Annotated in this window: 18 protein-coding genes; 8 read left to right on the top strand and 10 right to left on the bottom strand. The window is 73.8% G+C overall.

Annotation, left to right across the window (positions count from 1 at the left end; genetic code table 11):
* Window positions 1-97 precede the first annotated feature (97 nt).
* Entirely contained in the window at window positions 98-1246 is a 1149-nt protein-coding gene (locus V6V16_RS02275; protein ID WP_334559049.1) for an Mrp/NBP35 family ATP-binding protein, read from the top strand.
* A 104-nt stretch (window positions 1247-1350) separates the two neighbouring features.
* Here V6V16_RS02275 and V6V16_RS02280 read toward each other — a convergent pair whose 3' ends face one another.
* The gene (locus V6V16_RS02280; protein ID WP_334559050.1) at window positions 1351-1773 is read right to left on the bottom strand and encodes a preprotein translocase subunit TatB; all 423 of its coding nucleotides are present in this window, start codon (window positions 1771-1773) and stop codon (window positions 1351-1353) included.
* Between the two features lie 70 nt (window positions 1774-1843).
* Window positions 1844-3181, bottom strand: coding sequence for a S1C family serine protease (locus tag V6V16_RS02285; RefSeq protein WP_334559051.1), 1338 nt, complete (start codon window positions 3179-3181; stop codon window positions 1844-1846).
* Window positions 3182-3467: 286 nt separating this feature from the next.
* Here V6V16_RS02285 and V6V16_RS02290 point away from each other — a divergent pair, with 286 nt between their 5' ends.
* Window positions 3468-4055 carry an O-methyltransferase gene (locus V6V16_RS02290; RefSeq protein WP_334559397.1) on the top strand — a complete coding sequence of 196 codons (588 nt, stop codon included), beginning with the start codon at window positions 3468-3470 and terminating at the stop codon, window positions 4053-4055.
* 50 nt (window positions 4056-4105) lie between these two features.
* Here V6V16_RS02290 and V6V16_RS02295 read toward each other — a convergent pair whose 3' ends face one another.
* On the bottom strand, window positions 4106-5572 hold the full coding sequence (locus tag V6V16_RS02295; RefSeq protein ID WP_334559053.1) for a leucyl aminopeptidase family protein: 1467 nt from the start codon (window positions 5570-5572) through the stop codon (window positions 4106-4108).
* Between the two features lie 129 nt (window positions 5573-5701).
* A complete protein-coding gene (locus V6V16_RS02300; RefSeq protein ID WP_007455245.1) occupies window positions 5702-5869 on the bottom strand; it encodes a DUF3117 domain-containing protein in 168 nt (55 codons plus the stop codon).
* A 189-nt stretch (window positions 5870-6058) separates the two neighbouring features.
* Here V6V16_RS02300 and V6V16_RS02305 point away from each other — a divergent pair, with 189 nt between their 5' ends.
* Window positions 6059-6877: a PaaX family transcriptional regulator gene (locus V6V16_RS02305; RefSeq protein ID WP_334559054.1), complete on the top strand. Its 819-nt coding sequence runs from the start codon at window positions 6059-6061 to the stop codon at window positions 6875-6877.
* A 2-nt stretch (window positions 6878-6879) separates the two neighbouring features.
* Window positions 6880-7671, top strand: coding sequence for an enoyl-CoA hydratase-related protein (locus tag V6V16_RS02310; RefSeq protein WP_334559055.1), 792 nt, complete (start codon window positions 6880-6882; stop codon window positions 7669-7671).
* 30 nt (window positions 7672-7701) lie between these two features.
* Here V6V16_RS02310 and V6V16_RS02315 read toward each other — a convergent pair whose 3' ends face one another.
* From V6V16_RS02315 to V6V16_RS27830, 4 genes are all read right to left on the bottom strand, one after another.
* Window positions 7702-8325: a hypothetical protein gene (locus tag V6V16_RS02315; RefSeq protein WP_334559057.1), complete on the bottom strand. Its 624-nt coding sequence runs from the start codon at window positions 8323-8325 to the stop codon at window positions 7702-7704.
* A 13-nt stretch (window positions 8326-8338) separates the two neighbouring features.
* Window positions 8339-8920: a DNA-3-methyladenine glycosylase I gene (locus tag V6V16_RS02320; protein WP_334559059.1), complete on the bottom strand. Its 582-nt coding sequence runs from the start codon at window positions 8918-8920 to the stop codon at window positions 8339-8341.
* Window positions 8921-9079: 159 nt separating this feature from the next.
* A complete protein-coding gene (locus tag V6V16_RS02325; protein WP_334559060.1) occupies window positions 9080-9577 on the bottom strand; it encodes an SRPBCC family protein in 498 nt (165 codons plus the stop codon).
* Window positions 9574-10338: a DivIVA domain-containing protein gene (locus V6V16_RS27830; RefSeq protein WP_442934016.1), complete on the bottom strand. Its 765-nt coding sequence runs from the start codon at window positions 10336-10338 to the stop codon at window positions 9574-9576. The genes V6V16_RS02325 and V6V16_RS27830 overlap by 4 nt, the downstream gene beginning before the upstream one ends.
* A 284-nt stretch (window positions 10339-10622) precedes the next feature.
* Here V6V16_RS27830 and folP point away from each other — a divergent pair, with 284 nt between their 5' ends.
* Complete coding sequence (folP, locus tag V6V16_RS02335) at window positions 10623-11492, top strand: dihydropteroate synthase (protein ID WP_334559061.1); 870 nt, start codon at window positions 10623-10625, stop codon at window positions 11490-11492.
* A gap of 42 nt (window positions 11493-11534) precedes the next feature.
* Here folP and ndhC read toward each other — a convergent pair whose 3' ends face one another.
* Window positions 11535-11912 (bottom strand): NADH-quinone oxidoreductase subunit A, encoded by a 378-nt coding sequence (gene ndhC, locus V6V16_RS02340; protein WP_334559062.1) that lies wholly within the window; start codon window positions 11910-11912, stop codon window positions 11535-11537.
* Window positions 11913-12043: 131 nt separating this feature from the next.
* Between ndhC and V6V16_RS02345 the strand changes: the two genes are divergently transcribed.
* The 3 genes from V6V16_RS02345 to V6V16_RS02355 all read left to right on the top strand — a co-directional run bounded on the left by V6V16_RS02345 (window position 12044) and on the right by V6V16_RS02355 (window position 16653).
* Entirely contained in the window at window positions 12044-13444 is a 1401-nt protein-coding gene (locus tag V6V16_RS02345) for a hypothetical protein (protein WP_334559064.1), read from the top strand.
* Window positions 13445-13778: 334 nt separating this feature from the next.
* The gene (locus V6V16_RS02350) at window positions 13779-15626 is read left to right on the top strand and encodes a 2-oxoacid:acceptor oxidoreductase subunit alpha (protein WP_334559065.1); all 1848 of its coding nucleotides are present in this window, start codon (window positions 13779-13781) and stop codon (window positions 15624-15626) included.
* Window positions 15619-16653 (top strand): 2-oxoacid:ferredoxin oxidoreductase subunit beta, encoded by a 1035-nt coding sequence (locus V6V16_RS02355; protein ID WP_334559066.1) that lies wholly within the window; start codon window positions 15619-15621, stop codon window positions 16651-16653. Before V6V16_RS02350 ends, V6V16_RS02355 begins: the two co-directional genes overlap by 8 nt.
* Before the next feature lie 118 nt (window positions 16654-16771).
* Here V6V16_RS02355 and V6V16_RS02360 read toward each other — a convergent pair whose 3' ends face one another.
* Window positions 16772-18532, bottom strand: coding sequence for a trypsin-like serine protease (locus V6V16_RS02360; protein ID WP_334559068.1), 1761 nt, complete (start codon window positions 18530-18532; stop codon window positions 16772-16774).
* Between the last annotated feature and the right edge of the window lie 126 nt (window positions 18533-18658).

An 18658-nucleotide genomic window follows, 5' to 3' on the forward strand; every position in this document is an offset into this window, starting at 1 on the left:
CGCCGTCCGCCGGTCGCCCCGACCGCGGCCATCGATTCGCTCACACCGGCCACCGCGGGCGGCGGTGGGTGTTCGCCTCCGACGTAGCATTGCGGGCATGTCAGCACCCGTCAGCACCGTCTCCGACGCGATCCAGGCCGCGCTGGCCACCGTCAACGACCCGGAGATCCGCCGGCCCATCACCGAACTGGGCATGGTCCGCTCCGCCGAGGTCGGCGACGACGGCGTCGTGCGGGTCGAGCTGCTGCTCACCGTCGCCGGCTGCCCGCTGAAGGACAAGCTGCGCGCCGACATCACGGCCGCGGTCGGCGCGGTGCCCGGGGTGACCGGCGTGGAGATCGAGTTCGGCGTGATGAGCCCCGAGCAGCGCCAAGAGCTCCAGTCGCGGCTGCGCGGCGGCAACGCCTCCCAGGAACCGGTCATTCCGTTCGCCCAGCCGGGCTCCCGGACCCGGGTCTACGCGGTCGCCAGCGGCAAGGGCGGCGTCGGCAAGTCCAGCGTGACGGTCAACCTGGCCGCGGCGCTGGCCGCCCGCGGGCTCTCCGTCGGCGTGGTCGACGCGGACATCTACGGCCACTCCGTGCCCCGGATGCTCGGCGCGGACGGCCGCCCGACCCGCGTCGAGGACATGATCATGCCGCCGCAGTCGCACGGCGTGAAGGTCATCTCGATCGGCATGTTCACCGCCGGCAACGCCGCCGTGGTGTGGCGCGGCCCGATGCTGCACCGGGCCCTGCAGCAGTTCCTCGCCGACGTCTACTGGGGCGAGCTGGACGTGCTCCTGCTCGACCTGCCCCCGGGCACCGGGGACGTGGCCATCTCCCTGGCCCAGTTGCTGCCCAACTCCGAGATCCTGATCGTCACGACCCCGCAGACCGCCGCAGCCGAGGTGGCGGAGCGGGCCGGCGCGATCGCGTTGCAGACCCACCAGCGCGTGGTCGGCGTCATCGAGAACATGTCCTGGCTGGAGCTGCCGGACGGCTCCCGCATGGAGGTCTTCGGCGCGGGCGGCGGTCAGGCGGTGGCCGAGTCGCTGACGAAGACCATCGGCGCGCAGGTGCCGCTGCTCGGGCAGATCCCGCTCGACACCCGCGTGCGCGAGGCCGGCGACGTCGGCACCCCGATCGTGCTGGCCGAGCCGGAGTCGCCGGCCGCGAAGGCCCTGGGCCAGGTCGCCGACCGGCTGGCCGTACGCCGGGAGTCGCTGCTCGGCAAGCCGCTGGGTCTCAAGCCCGCCGGCCGCTGACCGTACGCCGGCCACGGCCGGCGCCGACGCCACCCGCACGGGGGCGGCGTTCCCCCCGGGGAGCGTCGCCCCCGTCGCCGTCCCCAACGGGTACGGCGGGCGGGTCAGGTCGCGTCGTCGTAGCTGGCGCGCGGGGCGGGGGCCGGCGCGCTGCCGGTGGCGGTGGCGGGGCGGGCGCCACCCGAGCGCAGGTCGGCGGCGGAGGCCACGTCCTTCAGCTCGTTGTGCACGCCGGTGACGTCCGCGCGCAGGTTGTCGTAGACGCCCTGCAGCGGCTTCCGGATCGCCTGCTCGTCCTCCTCGGTGAGCAGGTGCTTGCGGATGAACGCCTTCGGGTGCAGGTCCTCCAGCTGGATGTCGGTGCCCAGCTCGCGGCTGAGGTCCGTGGTGGCGTTGCGGGCCATGTTGCGCAGGTTGCGCACCATCCGCAGGCCGTCGCTGATCACCACGGGCAGCCGGTCACCGAAGATCAGCAGCGCCAGGAGCAGCAGCGCGCCGATCTCCCACCAGTTCAGGTTCTCGAACACTGCGCGGGCCTCCTTCGGTCAGCAGCAAGACTACGCACGTCGCACGCCCGCGGGGAGGGGTGCCCGGCCGCTACTTGGCGTCCGCGGCCAACGTCACGGAGGCGTTCTGCCGGTCGGAGCCCCGGCGGTACTCGACGGTCACCACCGCGCCGGGCGCGAACTTCCGCACCAGGGCGATCAGGTCGGTCGGTTCGGTCATCGGCCGCCCGTTGAGCTTCAGGATCACGTCGCCGGCCTTCAGCCCCGCCCCCGCCGCCGGCCCGGACGGTTCCACCGCCGCCAGGCGTACGCCGGGCCCGCCGGTGCCCGTGCCGGGCCCGCCGACCTGCGCGCCGATCACCGTACGCCGGGCCTTCCCGGTGCCGATGATGTCCTGGGTGATCCGCTTGGCCTGGTTGATCGGGATGGCGAAGGCGAGGCCGATGTTGCCCGCCTCCTGCCCGTCCGAGACCAGCGACTTGATGGTCGAGTTGACCCCGATCACCCGGCCGGCGCCGTCGACCAGCGGGCCGCCGGAGTTGCCGTGGTTGACCGCCGCGTCGGTCTGGATCGCCGCGTAGTAGCGGGTGGGGCCGCCGGGCTCCCCCGCCCGCATCGTCCGGTCCAGGGCGCTGACGATGCCGGCGGTGACCGTGTTGGCCAGCGAGAGCGGCGATCCCATGGCCAGCACCGGGTCCCCGACGGCCAGCGCGTCGGAGTCGCCGAACTCGACCGGACGCAGGCCCGTCCGGGAGACCTTGATCACGGCGATGTCGGACTCCGGGTCCTGCCCCACGACGGTGGCCGGGGCCGAGCTGCCGTCGTTGAAGACCACCGACGCCTTGCCGGTCGCCCCCGCCAGCACGTGGTCGTTGGTGATCACGTGGCCGTCGGCGCTGGCGACGAAGCCGGAGCCCTCGCTCGTGCCGCCGAGGCCCGCCACCCGGACGGTCACCACGCTGGGCAGTACCCGCTCGGCGACCCCGGCGAGCGACTCTGGCCGGCGCTGGGCCAGGCCGGGCGCCTGCGGGTCGGCGCCGAGCACCGTGCCGACCCCGGCGCCGCCGCGCACCGCGAAGGCGTACCCCAGCGCGCCGCCGAGGCTGCCCGCGAGCAACGCCGTGATCAGCGGGATGAGCAGCAACTGCCGCAGCGTCGGCCGGCGAGGGGCGTCCGGGTCGCTGACCGGCTCCGGCTGGGCGCCGGGGCTCGCCCCGGCCGGCAGCAGCACGGCGGCCGGGGCACCCGGATCGCGCCACGGGTCGGCCAGCGCGTCGGACCACCAGGGCGAAGTCGTGCCACCCCCGGCGCCCTGCGGCGCCTGCGGCGACCCCACCGGCGGGTATCCGGGCCCCGGCGGTCGCGCCGGTGCCGGAGTTCCCCCCGGCTGGCGCCAGTCCCAGCCGTCGGTCACGTCGGTGCCTCCCACTCCATCCCCGGATCCCGCGCTCCACGGACCCGGCGACGGGGTCGCCCGGTCGCGATCGACGGAACACCGCTTCCAGGATTACACGGATGCCCCGGATCGAGTCACCGGTTGCCGGTGCCGTGATCGTCGGTTGACGGACGCGCGGCTGCGCCCGTCCGGTGCCGCCTCTAGGCTCACAGTGCCCACCCGCCCCCGCACCACACGCGCCGCCCGGAGGTGTCCCATCGCCACCGTCGCCGGTTCCGGCACGTCGTCGGCCCAGGCACTGCACTTCGCCGAGTCGTACGTGACCGAGGACCTCGTCCTGCGCACCGCCCGCAGCCTGGCCCACGAGGTAGGCCTCGACGCGGTGACCCCCGGCGCCGGCGCGGCGCTGCGGCTGCTCGCCGCCGCCGGCAGCGCCCGCGCGGTCGTGGAGATCGGCACCGGCACGGGCGTCAGCGGGGTCTGGCTGCTGCGCGGCATGCGCGCCGACGGGGTGCTCACCACCATCGACGTGGAGGTGGAGCACCAGCGGATCGCCCGCCGGATCTTCGCCGAGGCGGGGTTCGCCGCCGGTCGGACCCGGATCATCACCGGCCGGGCGCTGGAGGTGCTGCCCCGCCTCGCCGACGGCGCGTACGACCTGGTCTTCGTGGACGCGGAGTCGACCGGCTTCGCCGCCTGCGTGGACGCCGCGCTGCGCCTGCTGCGCCCGGGCGGCGTGCTCGCGCTCAACGGCACGCTGGCGGGCGGCCGGATCGGCGACCCCGCCGCCCGCGACGTCGAGACGGTGACCGTCCGCGAGGCGATCAAGGCGATCCGGGAGTCGGAGCACTGGATCCCGGCGCTGTTGCCGGTCGGCCACGGGCTGCTCGCCGCCGTGAAGTGCTGACCGGCCGGCGGTGACCGTGGCGCCCACCGGGAGCGGGCGCCGCCCGGCGGTCAGGCCAGCGTGCCCAGCCAGCGCAGCAGCGAGCGTACGCCCCAGCCCGTCGCGCCCCGGGTCAGCTCGGCGTCGTCGCCCTCGGCCCAGGACGGGGCGGACATGTCCACGTGCAGCCACCGGTCGCGCAGCTCGCCGGTGAACTCGCGAAGGAAGAGGGCGGCCGTCACCGAGCCCGCGCCCCGGTCCGGCGAGCTGTGCAGGTCGGCCAGCTCGCTGCCGAGGTACTCGGTGTAGTCGGCGGGCAGCGGCATCCGCCAGGCCGCCTCGCCGGCGGCGTCGATCGCGGCCAGCACGTCCGCCGCGAGCCCGTCGTTGTCGCTGTAGAGGGCGCCCGTGCGCTTGCCCAGCGCCACCGCGTTCGCCCCGGTGAGGGTGGCGAGGTCGATCAGCAGGTCGGGCTTGAGCTCGGCGGCGGCGTACGCGAGCGCGTCGGCCAGGACGAGCCGGCCCTCGGCGTCGGAGTTGGTGGTTTCGCTGGTCGTGCCGCCGTAGTGGCGGACGACGTCGCCGGGGCGGAAGGCCGAGCCGCTGAGCATGTTCTCCGCCAGCGGCGCGAGCGTGGTGACCCGGACCGGCAGGCGCAACGCCGCCGCGCCGAGGGCCGCCGCGACCACCGCCGCCGCCCCGGCCATGTCCTTGCGCATCAGTTTCATCGCCGGCACCGGCTTGATCGAGATGCCGCCGGTGTCGAAGGTGATCCCCTTGCCGACCAGCACCACGTGGGTGCGCGCGTCGGCCGGGCGCCAGTCCAGCTCGACCAGGCGCGGCGGGCTGGCCGAGCCGCCCCCGACGGCGAGGAGCCCGCCGAAGCCCCGCGCCGCCAGCTCGTCCGGGCCGCGTACCCGCAGGTGCAGGTCCGGCGCGTCGGCGACGGCGGCGGCGACCTGGTCGGCGAACCACTCGGGGTTCTTGACCGAGGACGGGGTGTTGGTGAGGTCGCGGGCGAACCGGGTCAACCGGGCCGTAGTGCGGGCCACCTCGACCGCCGCGCCGTGTGCGCCGGGGTCGGTGACCAGCACGTCGACCCCCGCCAGCGCGGGGGTCGGGCCGGCGTCCGTCATCCGGAACCGGTACGACCCCAGCAGCAGCCCCTCGACCAGTCCCCGGACGGCCGCCGGGGTGGCCTCGGCCGGCATCGCCAACGTGACGTGTCTCTCATCCTTCGCCACCCGCGCCAGGGCGGCCCCGGCGGCCCGCCAGCCCGCCTCGTCGCCCGCGCCGACGCCGAGCAGCAGCAGCCGGCCCGGATCCCGCCCGGGTCGCAGCTGCGCCTGGACCTCACCGGGCCGACCGGTCAGCCGCGCGGCCGGCGCCAGGGCGGCGGCCTCCTCGGCGACGCCCTCGGGCAGCCTCACGCCGGTCGGGGCCGGTTCGGCCGGGGCGTCGTCGCCGGTACCCGGGCGGACGGGCAGGGCGAGGGTGTCGAGCCGGTCCGGCTCGGCGAGCAGACGGATGGCGAGCACGCGGAGCCGTACCTCCAGGAAAGCTCACGGAGCACGGCTCCGCGGGAAATGAAGACCCTGAGCCACCGGCGGGGCCGGTGGCTCAGGGGTTGACGAAAGGCCCGCGCGGGCGCGCGGTCCGTTCCTCGGTCAGCCGGCGGCTGCCTTCAACGCGTCACCGAGCGCGTTGGCCTCGTCGGGAGTCATCTCGACGACGAGCCGGCCACCGCCCTCCAGCGGGACGCGCATGACGATGCCCCGGCCCTCCTTGGTGACTTCCAGCGGACCGTCGCCCGTCCGCGGCTTCATCGCCGCCATGTTGTCTCCCCTCAGACCTACACCAGGGTCGGTGGGTTGCCCCACAGCCACTTCGTCCTGCCACCCAAAACCTACGCGGGGGTGTCGACCAACGATTTTCCCTGATGAACACCGCCGGACCCAAACCGAAGCAGCATTGATGTAACAGCATCTAGCTTATCCTGAGAAGGCCTGTCACAATGTGCGGTCATGCAGGCACGGTCGGCACTCTTCGACCTGTACGGCGACCACCTCCGGACGAGGGGCGGCCGGGCACCCGTCGCCGCCCTGGTCAGGCTGCTGGCGCCGCTCGGGATCGCCCCGCCCGCCGTGCGCACGGCGGTCTCCCGGATGGTCCGTCAGGGCTGGCTCGACCCGTGCCGGCTCAACTCCGGGCCGGGATACTCGATCACACCGAAAGCCGCCCGCCGGCTGGACGAGGCGGCCGCGCGGATCTACCGGACCGGCCGGGTCAGCTGGGACGGACGGTTCGACCTGCTGGTGCTGGAGGCGCCCCTGTCCCGGCGGGACCGGCAACGGCTCGCCGCCAGCCTGACCTTCCTCGGCTACGGCGCCCTGGACGAGTGCACCTGGGTCGCCACCCGCCCGGGTGAGGACGTCGACGTGCTGCTCGACGAGGCGGGGGTGCGCTACGAGCGGTTCACCGCCGCGCACACCGCCGGCACCTCCGGCGCGATGGGCGTGGTGCGCCGCGCCTGGGACCTGGCGGAGATCGGCCGGGCCTACGAGCAGTTCGTCGCCGAGCAGCGGCCGCTGCTGGCCGGCGTGACCGTGCGCAGCGCCGACGAGGAGGCGTACGCCGCCCGGTTCCGGCTCGTGCACGCGTGGCGTACCTTCCTGTTCCGGGACCCGCAGCTGCCCCCGGCGCTGCTCCCCGAGCGTTGGCCCGGCATCGCCGCGGCCAGTTTCTTCGACCGGCACGCGGCCCGGCTGCGGCCGGCCGCCGACCGGTACGTCGAGCAGTGCCTCGACTCCGGCAACCGCATCGCCCGACAGAAGGGTCGTTAGAAGTGACCGAGCCGCTGCTCGTCGACCGCACCGACGCCGTCGTCACCCTGACGCTGAACCGCCCCGAGGCGATGAACGCGTTCGACGTGGCGCTCAAGGAGGCCCTGCGGGAAACCCTCGCCGAGCTGGAGACCGACCGGTCCTGCCGCGCGGTGGTGCTCGCCGGCGCCGGTCGGTCGTTCAGCGCCGGCCAGGACCTGCGCGAGCACGTGCAGTCGCTGAACTCGACCGACGGCAATCCGCTGGACACCGTGCGGGCGCACTACAACCCGATCGCCGCCCGGCTCGCCAACCTGCCCAAGCCGGTGGTCGCGGCGGTTCGGGGCATGGCCGCCGGGGCGGGCGCCTCGCTGGCCTTCCTGGCCGACATCCGCATCGGCGGGCCGTCGACCAGCTTCCTGATGGCGTTCGCCAAGGTCGGGCTCGCCGCCGACACCGGCGCGTCCTGGACGCTGCCCCGGCTGGTCGGCCACGCCAAGGCCATCGAGCTGCTGCTGCTGGCCGAGCCGGTACGCGCGGTGGACGCCTGCCAGCTCGGGCTGCTCAACCGTCTGGTGGAGGACGACGAGCAGGTGTTGCCGACCGCGCAGGAGCTGGCCGCCCGGCTGGCCGCCGGCCCCACCGTCGCCTACGGGGCGATCAAGCGGCAACTCTCCATCGCCGATGCGGGCACCCTGGCCGACGCCCTGGCCGCCGAGGCGCAGGCTCAGTCGATCTGCGGGGGCACCGCCGACCACCGCGCCGGCACGCTGGCCTTCGTCAACAAGGAGAAGGCGGTCTTCGAGGGCCGCTGACCCCCTGCCCGGCGGCCGCCGGGCGGCGGGTCAGTCGTCCTCCTCCGGATCCTGGTTGGCCTCCGCGCCGAGGACGAACGCCTGCATGGCCAGCTCGTCCCCGGAGGGCGACACGAAGGCGGGCAGCTCTCGCGGCCCCAACTCCTGCACGTAGGCCCAGAACAGCCGGACCGCCTCGGCCGGCGTGGCCGCCTCGATCGGCAGGTCGAGGCTGACCAGCCAGGAGCGCCGGCCCGGCGGCGGACCGAGCCGGTCGGCCAACTCCCGGAAGGCCGCCGGATCGAGGGCGGTCACCGGCCCGTCGAGCGTCAGCGCGTCGGCCGGCACCGGCTCGTCGAAGGCCCGGCGGGTGTACGCCACCACCAGCGGCGCGTCGCCCCGCTCCGACTGCGGGTCGTCCGGGTCCTCCCGCTCCTGGCCGCTGGCGGCGGCGACCCGGCCCAGCGCCACCACCCGTGGCGGCGCGTCGGCCAGCACGGCCACCCGGTCACCGGGGCGGGGGCGGGCGGCGTCGGGCAGACCGGTCAGTTCGAGGGTGTCGTGATGGACGAGCCGCTCGGCCTCGTAGCGCCCGGTGGGCAGCAGCACCGCCCAGGCGCCCGTGCCGTCGGCGGGACGGGCGCCGTCCATCCGGTGCGCGGTCACGATCGTCATGAACCCCATCCCATCACGCCACCTCCGCCGCCACGACGTGGCAGCCCGCGAGGTGGTCGTCGACCATCCCGGTGGCCTGCATCAGCGCGTAGGCCGTGGTCGGGCCGACGAAGCGGAAGCCCCGCTTCTTGAGCGCCTTGGCCAGCGCGGTGGACTCGGGGGTGAGCGCCGGCACCTCCGCGAAGGACCGGGGCCGGGCCGGCCGTGGCGGCGGGGCGAAGGACCAGAGCAGCGCGGAGAGCCCCTCCGGCAGCGCCAGCGCCGCGCGGGCGTTGGCGATGGCCGCCTCGATCTTGGCCCGGTTGCGGACGATGCCGGCGTCGGCGAGCAGCCTGGCGACGTCGGCGTCGCCGTAGCCGGCCACGGTCTCGATCCGGAACTCGTCGAAGGCCAGCCGGAACGCGGGGCGTTTGCGCAGGATGGTCAGCCAGGACAGCCCCGACTGGAACGCCTCCAGAGTGATCCGTTCGTAGAGCGCGTCGTCGCCGTGCAGGGGCCGGCTCCACTCGGTGTCGTGGTAGACGGCATAGTCCGGGGTGCCGGCCCCCCAGGCGCAGCGCGGCAGCCCGTCGGCGCCGATCACCAGGTCAGTCACGCGTCCACGCTAGGGCACCACACCGACCGGCCCAACGCCCCGGGCTTCGCGGCGCGCCCCCGCGACCGGGCTCGGACGCCCCGGAGTCGACGACACCGCGGTCACCGCGTCGCGTCGACGGCCCGCTGTCGGGGACGTCGAGTCGATCATCGGACCGGTTCAGGGCAGCCGGCCCTGCTCGACCAACCGGCCGAACCTGCGCAACGCCTGGGTGAGGCTGAACTTCGAGCCGGGCCAGAGCACCGGCCAGGCCATCCGGCCGGCCGGACCGCCGGGCAGGTGGAACCACTCGTGCCAGACCACCTGGGTGCGGTCGCGCTCCAGCGGGGTGCAGCGCAGCACGCCCGGGCCGCGCAGCAGCTTCCCGCAGTGCACCACGCCGACCTCGTAGGGCGCGTCCACGCGGACCACCCGCATCTCGTCGCGCAGCACGGCCGGCCCGAGCGTGGTGACCGCCTCCACCAGGCTGCCCTCCCCGCCGTCCCCCTCGACCAGCCGGACGGTGGTGAACGGGATCCAGTCCGACTGCCGTTCCCAGGCGGTCAGCGCCGCGAAGACCCGCGGCGCCGGCGCGTCGACGATGACCGTGGCGGTGACCTCGCCCGCGCCGGGCTGGGCCACCTCCCCGAGGTCGTCGCCGCGTTTCGGCCCGGTCACGTCGACTCCGACCGGGCCGCCGGACCGGACCGCTCGCCGCCGCCCGCCGGCGACGCCGTGCCGCCGCCCGCCGAGCTGTCGCCCGCCGTGCCGGGCGCGTTGGCCGCGCCGGCCGCGCCAGCCGCGTTGGTCGCCTTGGTCGCGCCGGTCGGCTCCGCGGCGCCGTCGGCGTCCGTCGCGGCGCGGTCCGCGCCCTCGTCATCCGGCCGAGCGGTCGCGTCGCCGGGGCGCCCGGCGGCCCCGACGCCGGGGGAGGCCGACTCGCCCGCCGCCGATCCGGCGGTCGCGCCGGCGAAGGCGGGGATCGGCTCGACGACGACGTCGGTCTCGCCGCGTGCCGCCGGCCGGCCGGCGTCGACCGGCACCGCCCCCCGGGCCTCCGACGGCGCCTCGGCCGCCGCCGCTGCCGCCTGCTCGCGGGCCCGGCGCAGCTCCTCGGCGTCGGCCGTCCGTCCCTCGCGCAGCGCGGCCACCTCCGCCTCCAGTACGCCGATCAACTCGGACTTGTAGCCGATGTCGTAGGCCGCGCGACGCATCGCCTGGTCGACCTGGGCCATGCGGTAACCCCGCGGGGCGGTGTCGAACCGGACCTCGCTGACGTCGGCCTCGCGCAGCGGACGGGCGGCCGGCAACGGCACGGCCCGGCCGTCCGGCTCGGCCGGCGCCAGGCCGGGATCCCGGCCGGTGACCAACACCGTCACCCCGAACACGACCGCCGCGACGGTCAACGCCACGACCAGCAGGAGCAGCACCTGATCCATGCACAGATCGTGGCACGTCGAACGGGCCGGAGCGACCCCGCCACCGCCCGCGTCGCGGATCGATGTGCCGGAGCGCCGTCCGGCGCCCGCTCCGGGCCGTAGCGGAGAGCGGCCCGGCGGGCCGGAACGGCCGACGGCGCCGCCTGCGGACCGACGGAACCCGACCACACGAACCGATGGAGCCGGACCAGGCGGACCGGCGGGGCCGGGACGGGGCGGACCCGCTAGCGTCGTGACGGCCGGTGGTGCGAGGTGGTCGCCGGCGCGGACCTTCAGGAGGCGGTATGGCCGGGGCGCTTCGGCTCGGTGGGCGCACGTTCGGCCCGGGCGAGCTGGCGGTGATGGCGATCGTCAACCGCACACCGGACTCGTTCTTCGACCGCGGTGCGACCTTCGCGCAGGACAGCGCGCTGCGCGCGGTGGAGCGGGCGGTCGAGGAGGGCGCCGAGATCATCGACATCGGCGGGGTCAAGGCCGGCCCCGGCGAGGAGGTCGACGCGGCCGAGGAGATCCGCCGCACGGTCCGGACCATCGCCGCCGTGCGGGCCGCCTTCCCGGACGTGGTGATCTCGATCGACACCTGGCGGGCCGAGGTGGCGCAGGAGGCGGTGGCGGCGGGCGCCGACCTGCTCAACGACACCTGGTCGGGCGCCGACCCGGCGCTGGCCCGGGTGGCGGCGGAGACCGGTGCGGGGCTGGTCTGCTCGCACGCCGGCGGCCTGGCGCCCCGGACCCGCCCGCACCGGGCGGCCTTCACCGACGTGGTCGCCGACGTGGTCGCGACGGTGACCGGGCTCGCCGAACGCGCGGTCGCGCTGGGCGTACGCGCCGACGGCATCCTGATCGACCCGGCGCACGACTTCGGCAAGAACACCCGTCACTCGTTGGAGATCACCCGCCGGCTCGACGAGCTCTCCGGCACAGGCTGGCCCCTGCTGGTCGCCCTGTCGAACAAGGACTTCGTCGGTGAGACGTTGGACCTGCCGGTGGCCGAGCGGCTGGAGGGGACGCTGGCGGCCACCGCGGTCTCGGCCTGGCTGGGCGCCCGGGTGTTCCGCGCCCACCAGGTCCGCCCGACCCGCCGGGTGCTCGACATGGTCGCCTCGATCCGGGGCGACCGCCCGCCCACGCTGACCCGGCGCGGCCTGGCCTGACCACCTGACCCGGGGACGGGCGCACCGGGGCCGGCGCGGCGGTCAGGACCAGCGCAGGATGTTCTTCCGCCAGGCGTAGAGGATGCCGAGTGCCAGCACCGCGACGAAGACCGCCATCTCCACGACGGTGACCAGACCGAACCCCGGCCGGTCGAAGACCACCGCCCAGGGGAAGAGGAACACCGACTCCACGGCGAACAACACGTAGAGGTATGCGTACACGTAGTAACGGATCTGCATCTGCGCCCAGTCGCCGCCGACGGGATCGAGGCCGCACTCGTAGGTGGCGCGCTTGCCGACCGGGTCCGCGGGGCGGGCGGGACGTAACACCCGGTTGGCCGAGAACGCCGTAACGAAGAAGAGGACGCTGGCGAGCAGGAGCAGCCCGAGCGTCGCGTACGAGCCCAGGTAACCGGTCACGGTCGCTGAGCCTACCGCCCCCGGCGGTCGGCCGCGTCGAACCCGTTACGGATTTGTTTCCCGGTGGGACTAGTGCCACCTGGCAACTGTTGTCGAATATTGGGACCTTACTCATCGTCACCGGAGGACAGATGGCCCGCGTGGACGTACGGCCCGGCCGGCGGGCGCGTGACCGACGCGCCTGGCCGCTGCTGGTGATCTCGCTCGCGCTCGGCCTGACGGTCGCCGCGGCACCGGGCTGGGCGACGGCCGCCCCGACCGCCACCCGGGCCGCCGCCGCGACCGAGCCGGCGGCGGAGCCCGGCGGGGAGACCCCGACGGCGGATCCGACGGAGACCGGACCGGCGCCCACCGACGCGCCGGCCACCACGGCACCGCCGCCGGAGACCACGCCCCCCGCCGAGACGTCCGAGCCGGCCCCCACGACGACGGCGCCCGAGGAACCGGCGCCGACCACCGCCGCGCCCACGACCGCACCGGCCCCGGGGCCCTCGGTGCCGCCGGTCCGGCCCTCCGCGCCCGCCCCGAGCCCGCCGACCCCGCAGGCCGGGGTCCGCGTCACGACCGACGACGTCACCCTGACCGCCGCGTACTGGAACGCGCCGAGCACGGTGACCACGCTCCGGGTGACCATCACCAACACCGGCGCCACGCCCGCCCGGATCCGGCTCACCTACACGCTCCCGGCCGGGCTGACCGACGCCGGCACCGCGGGCTGCGCCGGCCTCGGCGGCGGGGAGCACCGCTGCGGCGAGTGGACCAGCGCGCCCGGCGCCCGGTTCAGCACCCTGCTCCGCGTACGGGTCGGCGGCGACGCCTGGAAGCGGATGCCGCTCAGCGGTTCCGTCCGGGTCACCGCGACCGCCCCCGGGGTGCCCGGCCAGGTGGGCGACAACGAGGGCTTCGCCGTGCTCTTCCCGCCCGGCCCGCCGGTGCCCGGGATCAGGCTCGACGCCGACGCCGTCACCTTCGACATCAGCGGCGCGGCGAGCGGGCTGGCCGTACGGCTGGGCAACACCGGCCGGGTGGACGCCACCGGCGGGGTCGAGGTGATCCTGCCCGCGGGGGTGTCCGTGCCGACGCCCCCGGCCGGCTGCACCGCGGTCAGCCCGGCCCGTACCCGCTGCGAGCTCGGCACCGTTGCCGCCGGCCGCACGGCGGAGCTGCGGCTGCCGGTCACCGCGACGCCCGAGGCGCAGCGGGAGGCCCCGCTGGCCGGCGCGGTGACCGGCCAGCTCGACCCGCGCAGCGGCAAGACCCGGCAGGTGCAGATGAGCTTCCGCATCACCGCCGCCGCCGCCCTGGCGACCCCGGTCGCCTCGCCGCCGGCGCCGACCGGCTCGCAGGGTGTGCTGGCGGCGGGTGCCCCGGCCGTCAGCGACGGCGACGGCGACTCGACGCGGCGCACGGCGGTCCTCCTGATCGTGGCCTCCACCCTGCTCGTGCTGTTCGCCCTCGCCCTGGCGACCACCTCGCTGCGGCGGCGGATGGCCGCCCCGGCGGCCGGGGCGCCGTCGGCCCCGACGGAGTGATCCCGGCGGGCCGTCGCAGCACCCGTTCCGGTCGCGCCGGCGTCCCCGCCGGCCGGGCGGGCCGGCGGTGTCGTGATCTGGATTACGGCGAGCGGATGGAAACACCTCAAACCGGGGTGGAATCTCGCTGGATCGCGTCCCACAGGACGGCCTCCGAGAAGGTTGGGGCGGCGATCCGACGTAGGCTCTCAGGTGAGGCAACTAGAGCGGACCGGGCCCGTCTTCGCGGGTCTGGTGCAGCGGTGCGTCAAGGAGGTCACGTGGCCGGGCAAGGCGAGGTCACCATCATGTTCAGCCCTCCGCGCCACCGCGCACAGCGAAGCGAGGTGCAGGCGTGACCAAGCAGATCCGTCAACTGGACCGGGTGGTCATCCGGTTCGCCGGCGACTCCGGTGACGGGATGCAGCTCACCGGCGACCGGTTCACCTCCGAGACCGCGCAGTTGGGCAACGACATCTCGACGTTGCCGAACTTCCCGGCGGAGATCCGGGCCCCCGCCGGCACGCTGCCGGGCGTGTCGAGCTTCCAGGTGCACTTCGCCGACTACGACATCCTGACCCCCGGCGACTCGCCGAACGTACTGGTGGCGATGAACCCGGCGGCACTCAAGGCGAACCTGGCCGACCTGCCGCGCGGGGCCGACATCATCGTCAACACCGACGAGTTCACCAAGCGCAACCTGGCCAAGGTCGGCTACCAGTCCAACCCGCTCGACGACGACAGCCTCGCCGGCTACGTGGTGCACCCGGTGGCGCTGACCTCGATGACGGTCGGCGCGCTCGCCGCGTCCGACGTGTCCAAGAAGGACGCCGAGCGGGCCAAGAACATGTTCGCCCTCGGGCTGCTCTCGTGGATGTACAACCGGCCGTACGAGTCGACGCTGCGATTCCTGGAGCGCAAGTTCGCAGCCCGGCCCGAGCTGGTCGCGGCGAACGTCGCGGCGTTCCGCGCCGGCTGGAACTTCGGCGAGACCACCGAGGACTTCGCGGTCCGCTACGAGGTCAAGCCGGCGAAGATGCCGCCGGGCACCTACCGGAACATCACCGGCAACGCGGCCCTCTCGCTCGGCCTGGTGGCCGCCGGCGTCCGCGCCAAGCTGCCGGTCTTCCTGGGCGCCTACCCGATCACCCCGGCCTCGGACATCCTGCACGAGCTGAGCAAGCACAAGCGTTTCGGCGTGCTCACCATGCAGGCCGAGGACGAGATCGCCGCGGTCGGCGCGGCGCTGGGCGCCTCGTACGGCGGCTCGCTGGGCGTCACCACCACCAGCGGCCCGGGTGTGGCCCTCAAGAGCGAGACGATCTCCCTCGCGGTCGCGCTGGAGCTGCCGCTGGTGATCGTCGACGTGCAGCGGGCCGGCCCCTCCACGGGCATGCCGACCAAGACCGAGCAGGCCGACCTCAACATGGCGCTCTACGGCCGCCACGGCGAGGCCCCGGTCGCGGTGATCGCGCCGAGGTCCCCGTCGGACTGCTTCCACGCGGCCATCGAGGCGGCCAGGATCGCGCTGACCTACCGCACCCCGGTCATCCTGCTCTCCGACAACTACGTGGCCAACGGCTCCGAGCCGTGGCTGCTGCCCGACGTCGAGTCCCTGCCCGACCTGCGGGTCGAGTTCGCCACCGAGCCCAACGACGAGGACGGCACGACCTTCCTGCCCTACCTGCGCGACCCGGAGACGCTGGCCCGCCCGTGGGCCATTCCGGGCACCGCCGGGCTGGAGCACCGCATCGGCGGGCTGGAGAAGGCCGACAAGACCGGCGACATCTCGTACGACCCGGCGAACCACGACTTCATGGTGCGTACCCGGGCCGCCCGGATCGAGACGATCCCGGTGCCGGACGTCGAGGTCGAGGACCCCGACGGCGACGCCCGGGTGCTGGTGCTCGGCTGGGGCTCGACGTACGGGCCGATCGGCGCGGCGTGCCGGGGCCTGCGCCAGCGCGGCCACGCCATCGCCCAGGCGCACCTGCGGCACCTCGCCCCGATGCCGGCCAACCTCGGTGAGGTGCTGCGCTCCTACGACCGCGTGGTCATCCCCGAGATGAACCTCGGTCAGCTCGCCCACGTGATCCGGGCGACGTACCTGGTCGACGCGATCGGCTACAACCAGGTCCGCGGTCTGCCGTTCACGGCCGCCGAGCTGGAGACGATGCTGGAAGAGGTCCTGAAGAATGTCTGAGCCCGTCGCCCTCAAGCTCACCGCCAAGGACTTCAAGTCCGACCAGGAGGTGCGCTGGTGCCCCGGCTGTGGCGACTACGCGATCCTCGCCGCCATCCAGCAGTTCATGCCGGAGCTGAACATCCCGCGTGAGCGGATCGTGTTCGTCTCCGGCATCGGCTGCTCCTCCCGCTTCCCGTACTACATGAACACCTACGGGATGCACTCGATCCACGGCCGTGCCCCGGCGATCGCCACCGGCCTTTCGGCCAGCCGCCCCGACCTGTCGGTCTGGGTGGTCACCGGCGACGGTGACGCCCTCTCCATCGGCGGCAACCACCTGATCCACGCGCTGCGCCGCAACGTCAACCTGAAGATCCTGCTGTTCAACAACCGGATCTACGGCCTGACCAAGGGGCAGTACTCGCCGACCTCCGAGGTCGGCAAGGTCACCAAGTCGACGCCCGCCGGCTCGGCCGACGCGCCGTTCAACCCGCTGTCGCTCGCCCTCGGCGCCGAGGCCACGTTCGTGGGCCGCACCATCGACTCCGACCGCAAGCACCTCCAGTCGGTGCTGCGGGCCGCCGCGGAGCACCAGGGCTCGGCGTTCGTCGAGATCTACCAGAACTGCAACATTTTCAACGACGGCGCGTTCGACCAGCTCAAGGAGCCGGCGACCCGGGACGACTTCCTGATCCGGCTGGAGCACGGGCAGCCCATCACGTTCGGCCGCGACGGGCAGTTCTGCGTCGTGCACCCGCCGGGCGGCTTCGGCCTGGAGGTCCGGGAGACCGCCTCGGTCGCCCCCGGGGAGATCGTCGTGCACGACGCGACGGTCGCCGACCCGGCGTACGCCTTCGCGCTCTCCCGCCTGCCCGGCCTGGACCTGCGGAACACCCCGATCGGCGTGTTCCGCTCGGTGGGCCGGCCGTCCTACGACAGCGTGGTGCAGGGGCAGCTCGCCGCCGCGAAGGCGAAGGTAACCGAGACCCAGGAGCAGCAGCTCGCCGGGCTCCTCGCCAGCGGGGACACCTGGACCATCGTCTGACCGGTACGGCCGGCCGCCGCCCCCGCGAGGGCGCGACCGACCGCCGACGACAGCACCGGGAAGGGCCCCGCAACCATTCGGTTGCGGGGCCCTTCCGTCGCGGTGGTGCGGAACCCGATCAGAAGATCAGGTTGAAGCTGCCCCAGCCGCTGGAGATCACCTTGCCGCTGGCGTCGATCCAGTTGCCGCGGCCGTCGGTGGTGTAGAGCTTCATCTGGTTGCTGCTGTTGACGCCCATCATGTCCATCATGTTGTCGCCGTCCCAGTCGCCCAGCGTCATGATGTTCTTGAAGCCGCCCCAGCCGCTGCCGATCTGGGTGCCCGACGGGTTGGTCCAGCCGCCGGCACCGTCGGACTGGTACATCTTGAGCACACCGGTCGACGTGCGGCCGATGATCACCTCAAGCCCGTCGCCCTTCCAGGCGCCCGGCGTGAGGAACAGGTTGAACCCGTTCCAGCCGGTGCCGATCCGGGTGCCCGACGGGTTCTCCCAGCCGCCCGCACCGTCGCTGGTGTAGCGGACCAGGTCGCCGTTGGACTTGCGGACGAGCAGGCTCGGCCGGTTGTTGCCCATCCAGTTGTTGGTCACCATGAGAGCGGTGAAGCCCGCCCAGCCGGTGCCGATCAGCTTGGCGCCGCCGGAGAAGTTGCCCTGCCCGTCGGTGTTGTACAGGTACAGCTCGCCGGTGGTCTTCATCGCCATGATGGACGGCCGGTTGTCGCCGTTCCAGTTGTAGACGCGGAAGATCCGCTTGAAGCCGCCCCACCCGGAGTTGATCTGGCGGGACATGTAGAAGCCGCCGTAGCCGTCGTTGCCGAACCCGCTGCCGTAGTAGAGCCGCAGGTTACCGGCGGTGTCCCGGGCGATGAGGTCGGTGTGACCGTCGCCGGTCCAGTCGGCGTTGATCAGCGGCGGCCGGGTGAAGTCCGCCTTGACCGCGTCGACGTAGTTGTTGAGCCGCACGTAGAAGCCGGGAGCCTCGCCGCAGACGAAGCCCCAGCTGGTGATGCCGACCTGCTTGCCGCCGACCACGAGCGGCCCGCCCGAGTCACCGTTGCAGGTGTCGGCGGCCGGCGCCGCCGGCAGGCCCGCCCCGGCGCAGAACATCTCGCCCGGGTAGTACAGGTTGGGCACGTTGCAGTACGAGTCGGACTGCATCGGGACGGTCGCCTTGCGCAGCCGACTGTCCGTGATCTCCTGCCCGTTGGCGTCGTAGTCGACGCCATAACCGGCGATCACCGCGGAGGTGCCGGCCACGTACGGCGTCTGGTCGCCCTGGTTGCCCAGCGCGATCGGGGTGTACTCGGCGGGCAGGTTCCCCTTGAGGGTGATCACCGAGACGTCGTTGCGGATCGGCGCGTTTTCCTGCTCGTACTGCTGCGCCAGGTTCCAGCCCGGGTGGGTCCAGGTGGAACCGACCTCGGCGACGTATCCGCTGTCGTTGAGGATGTTGCCGTACTCGTCGAGGATCCGGTCGTTACCGGCGATGACGCGGGTGCTGCCCGGCCCGTCGGTGACGCAGTGCGCGGCCGTCAGCACCTTGTTGGGGGCGATGATCGAGCCGGTGCACCAGTACCAGTAGTGCTCGCCGTCGATGCGCAGGGTGGTGACGACACCGACGATGTAGGGGAACTCCGACGCGCTGGCGAAGGTTCCCCCGACGATGCGCGGCTTCGCGCTCGTGCCGGACTGGAACCGAGGTCCCTTGGCGCCCGGCGTGGGCAGCTTGAGCTTGCCCTTCTGCAGGTTCGGCAGCTTCCTCGGGCTGTCGGCCCGAGAACCGCCCGTCGCGTCGAACACGCCGGCCCCGGCGGGGGCGGCCTGCGCGACGGTCGCGGGCGCGACGAATGCCGTGCCCGCCAGGGCGAGGCCTGCCACGATGCCGGCCGACCAACGCCTTCTGGCTCCTGCGGATTTTGCCACTTCAGCCACTGATTGTTTCCCGTCGTTCGATTAACGAGGCACTCGGAACGGCTCAGCTGAGGTGCCCGACGGACGGGAAGA

Source organism: Micromonospora sp. CPCC 205561, from assembly GCF_036906775.1.
GTDB lineage: Bacteria > Actinomycetota > Actinomycetes > Mycobacteriales > Micromonosporaceae > Micromonospora.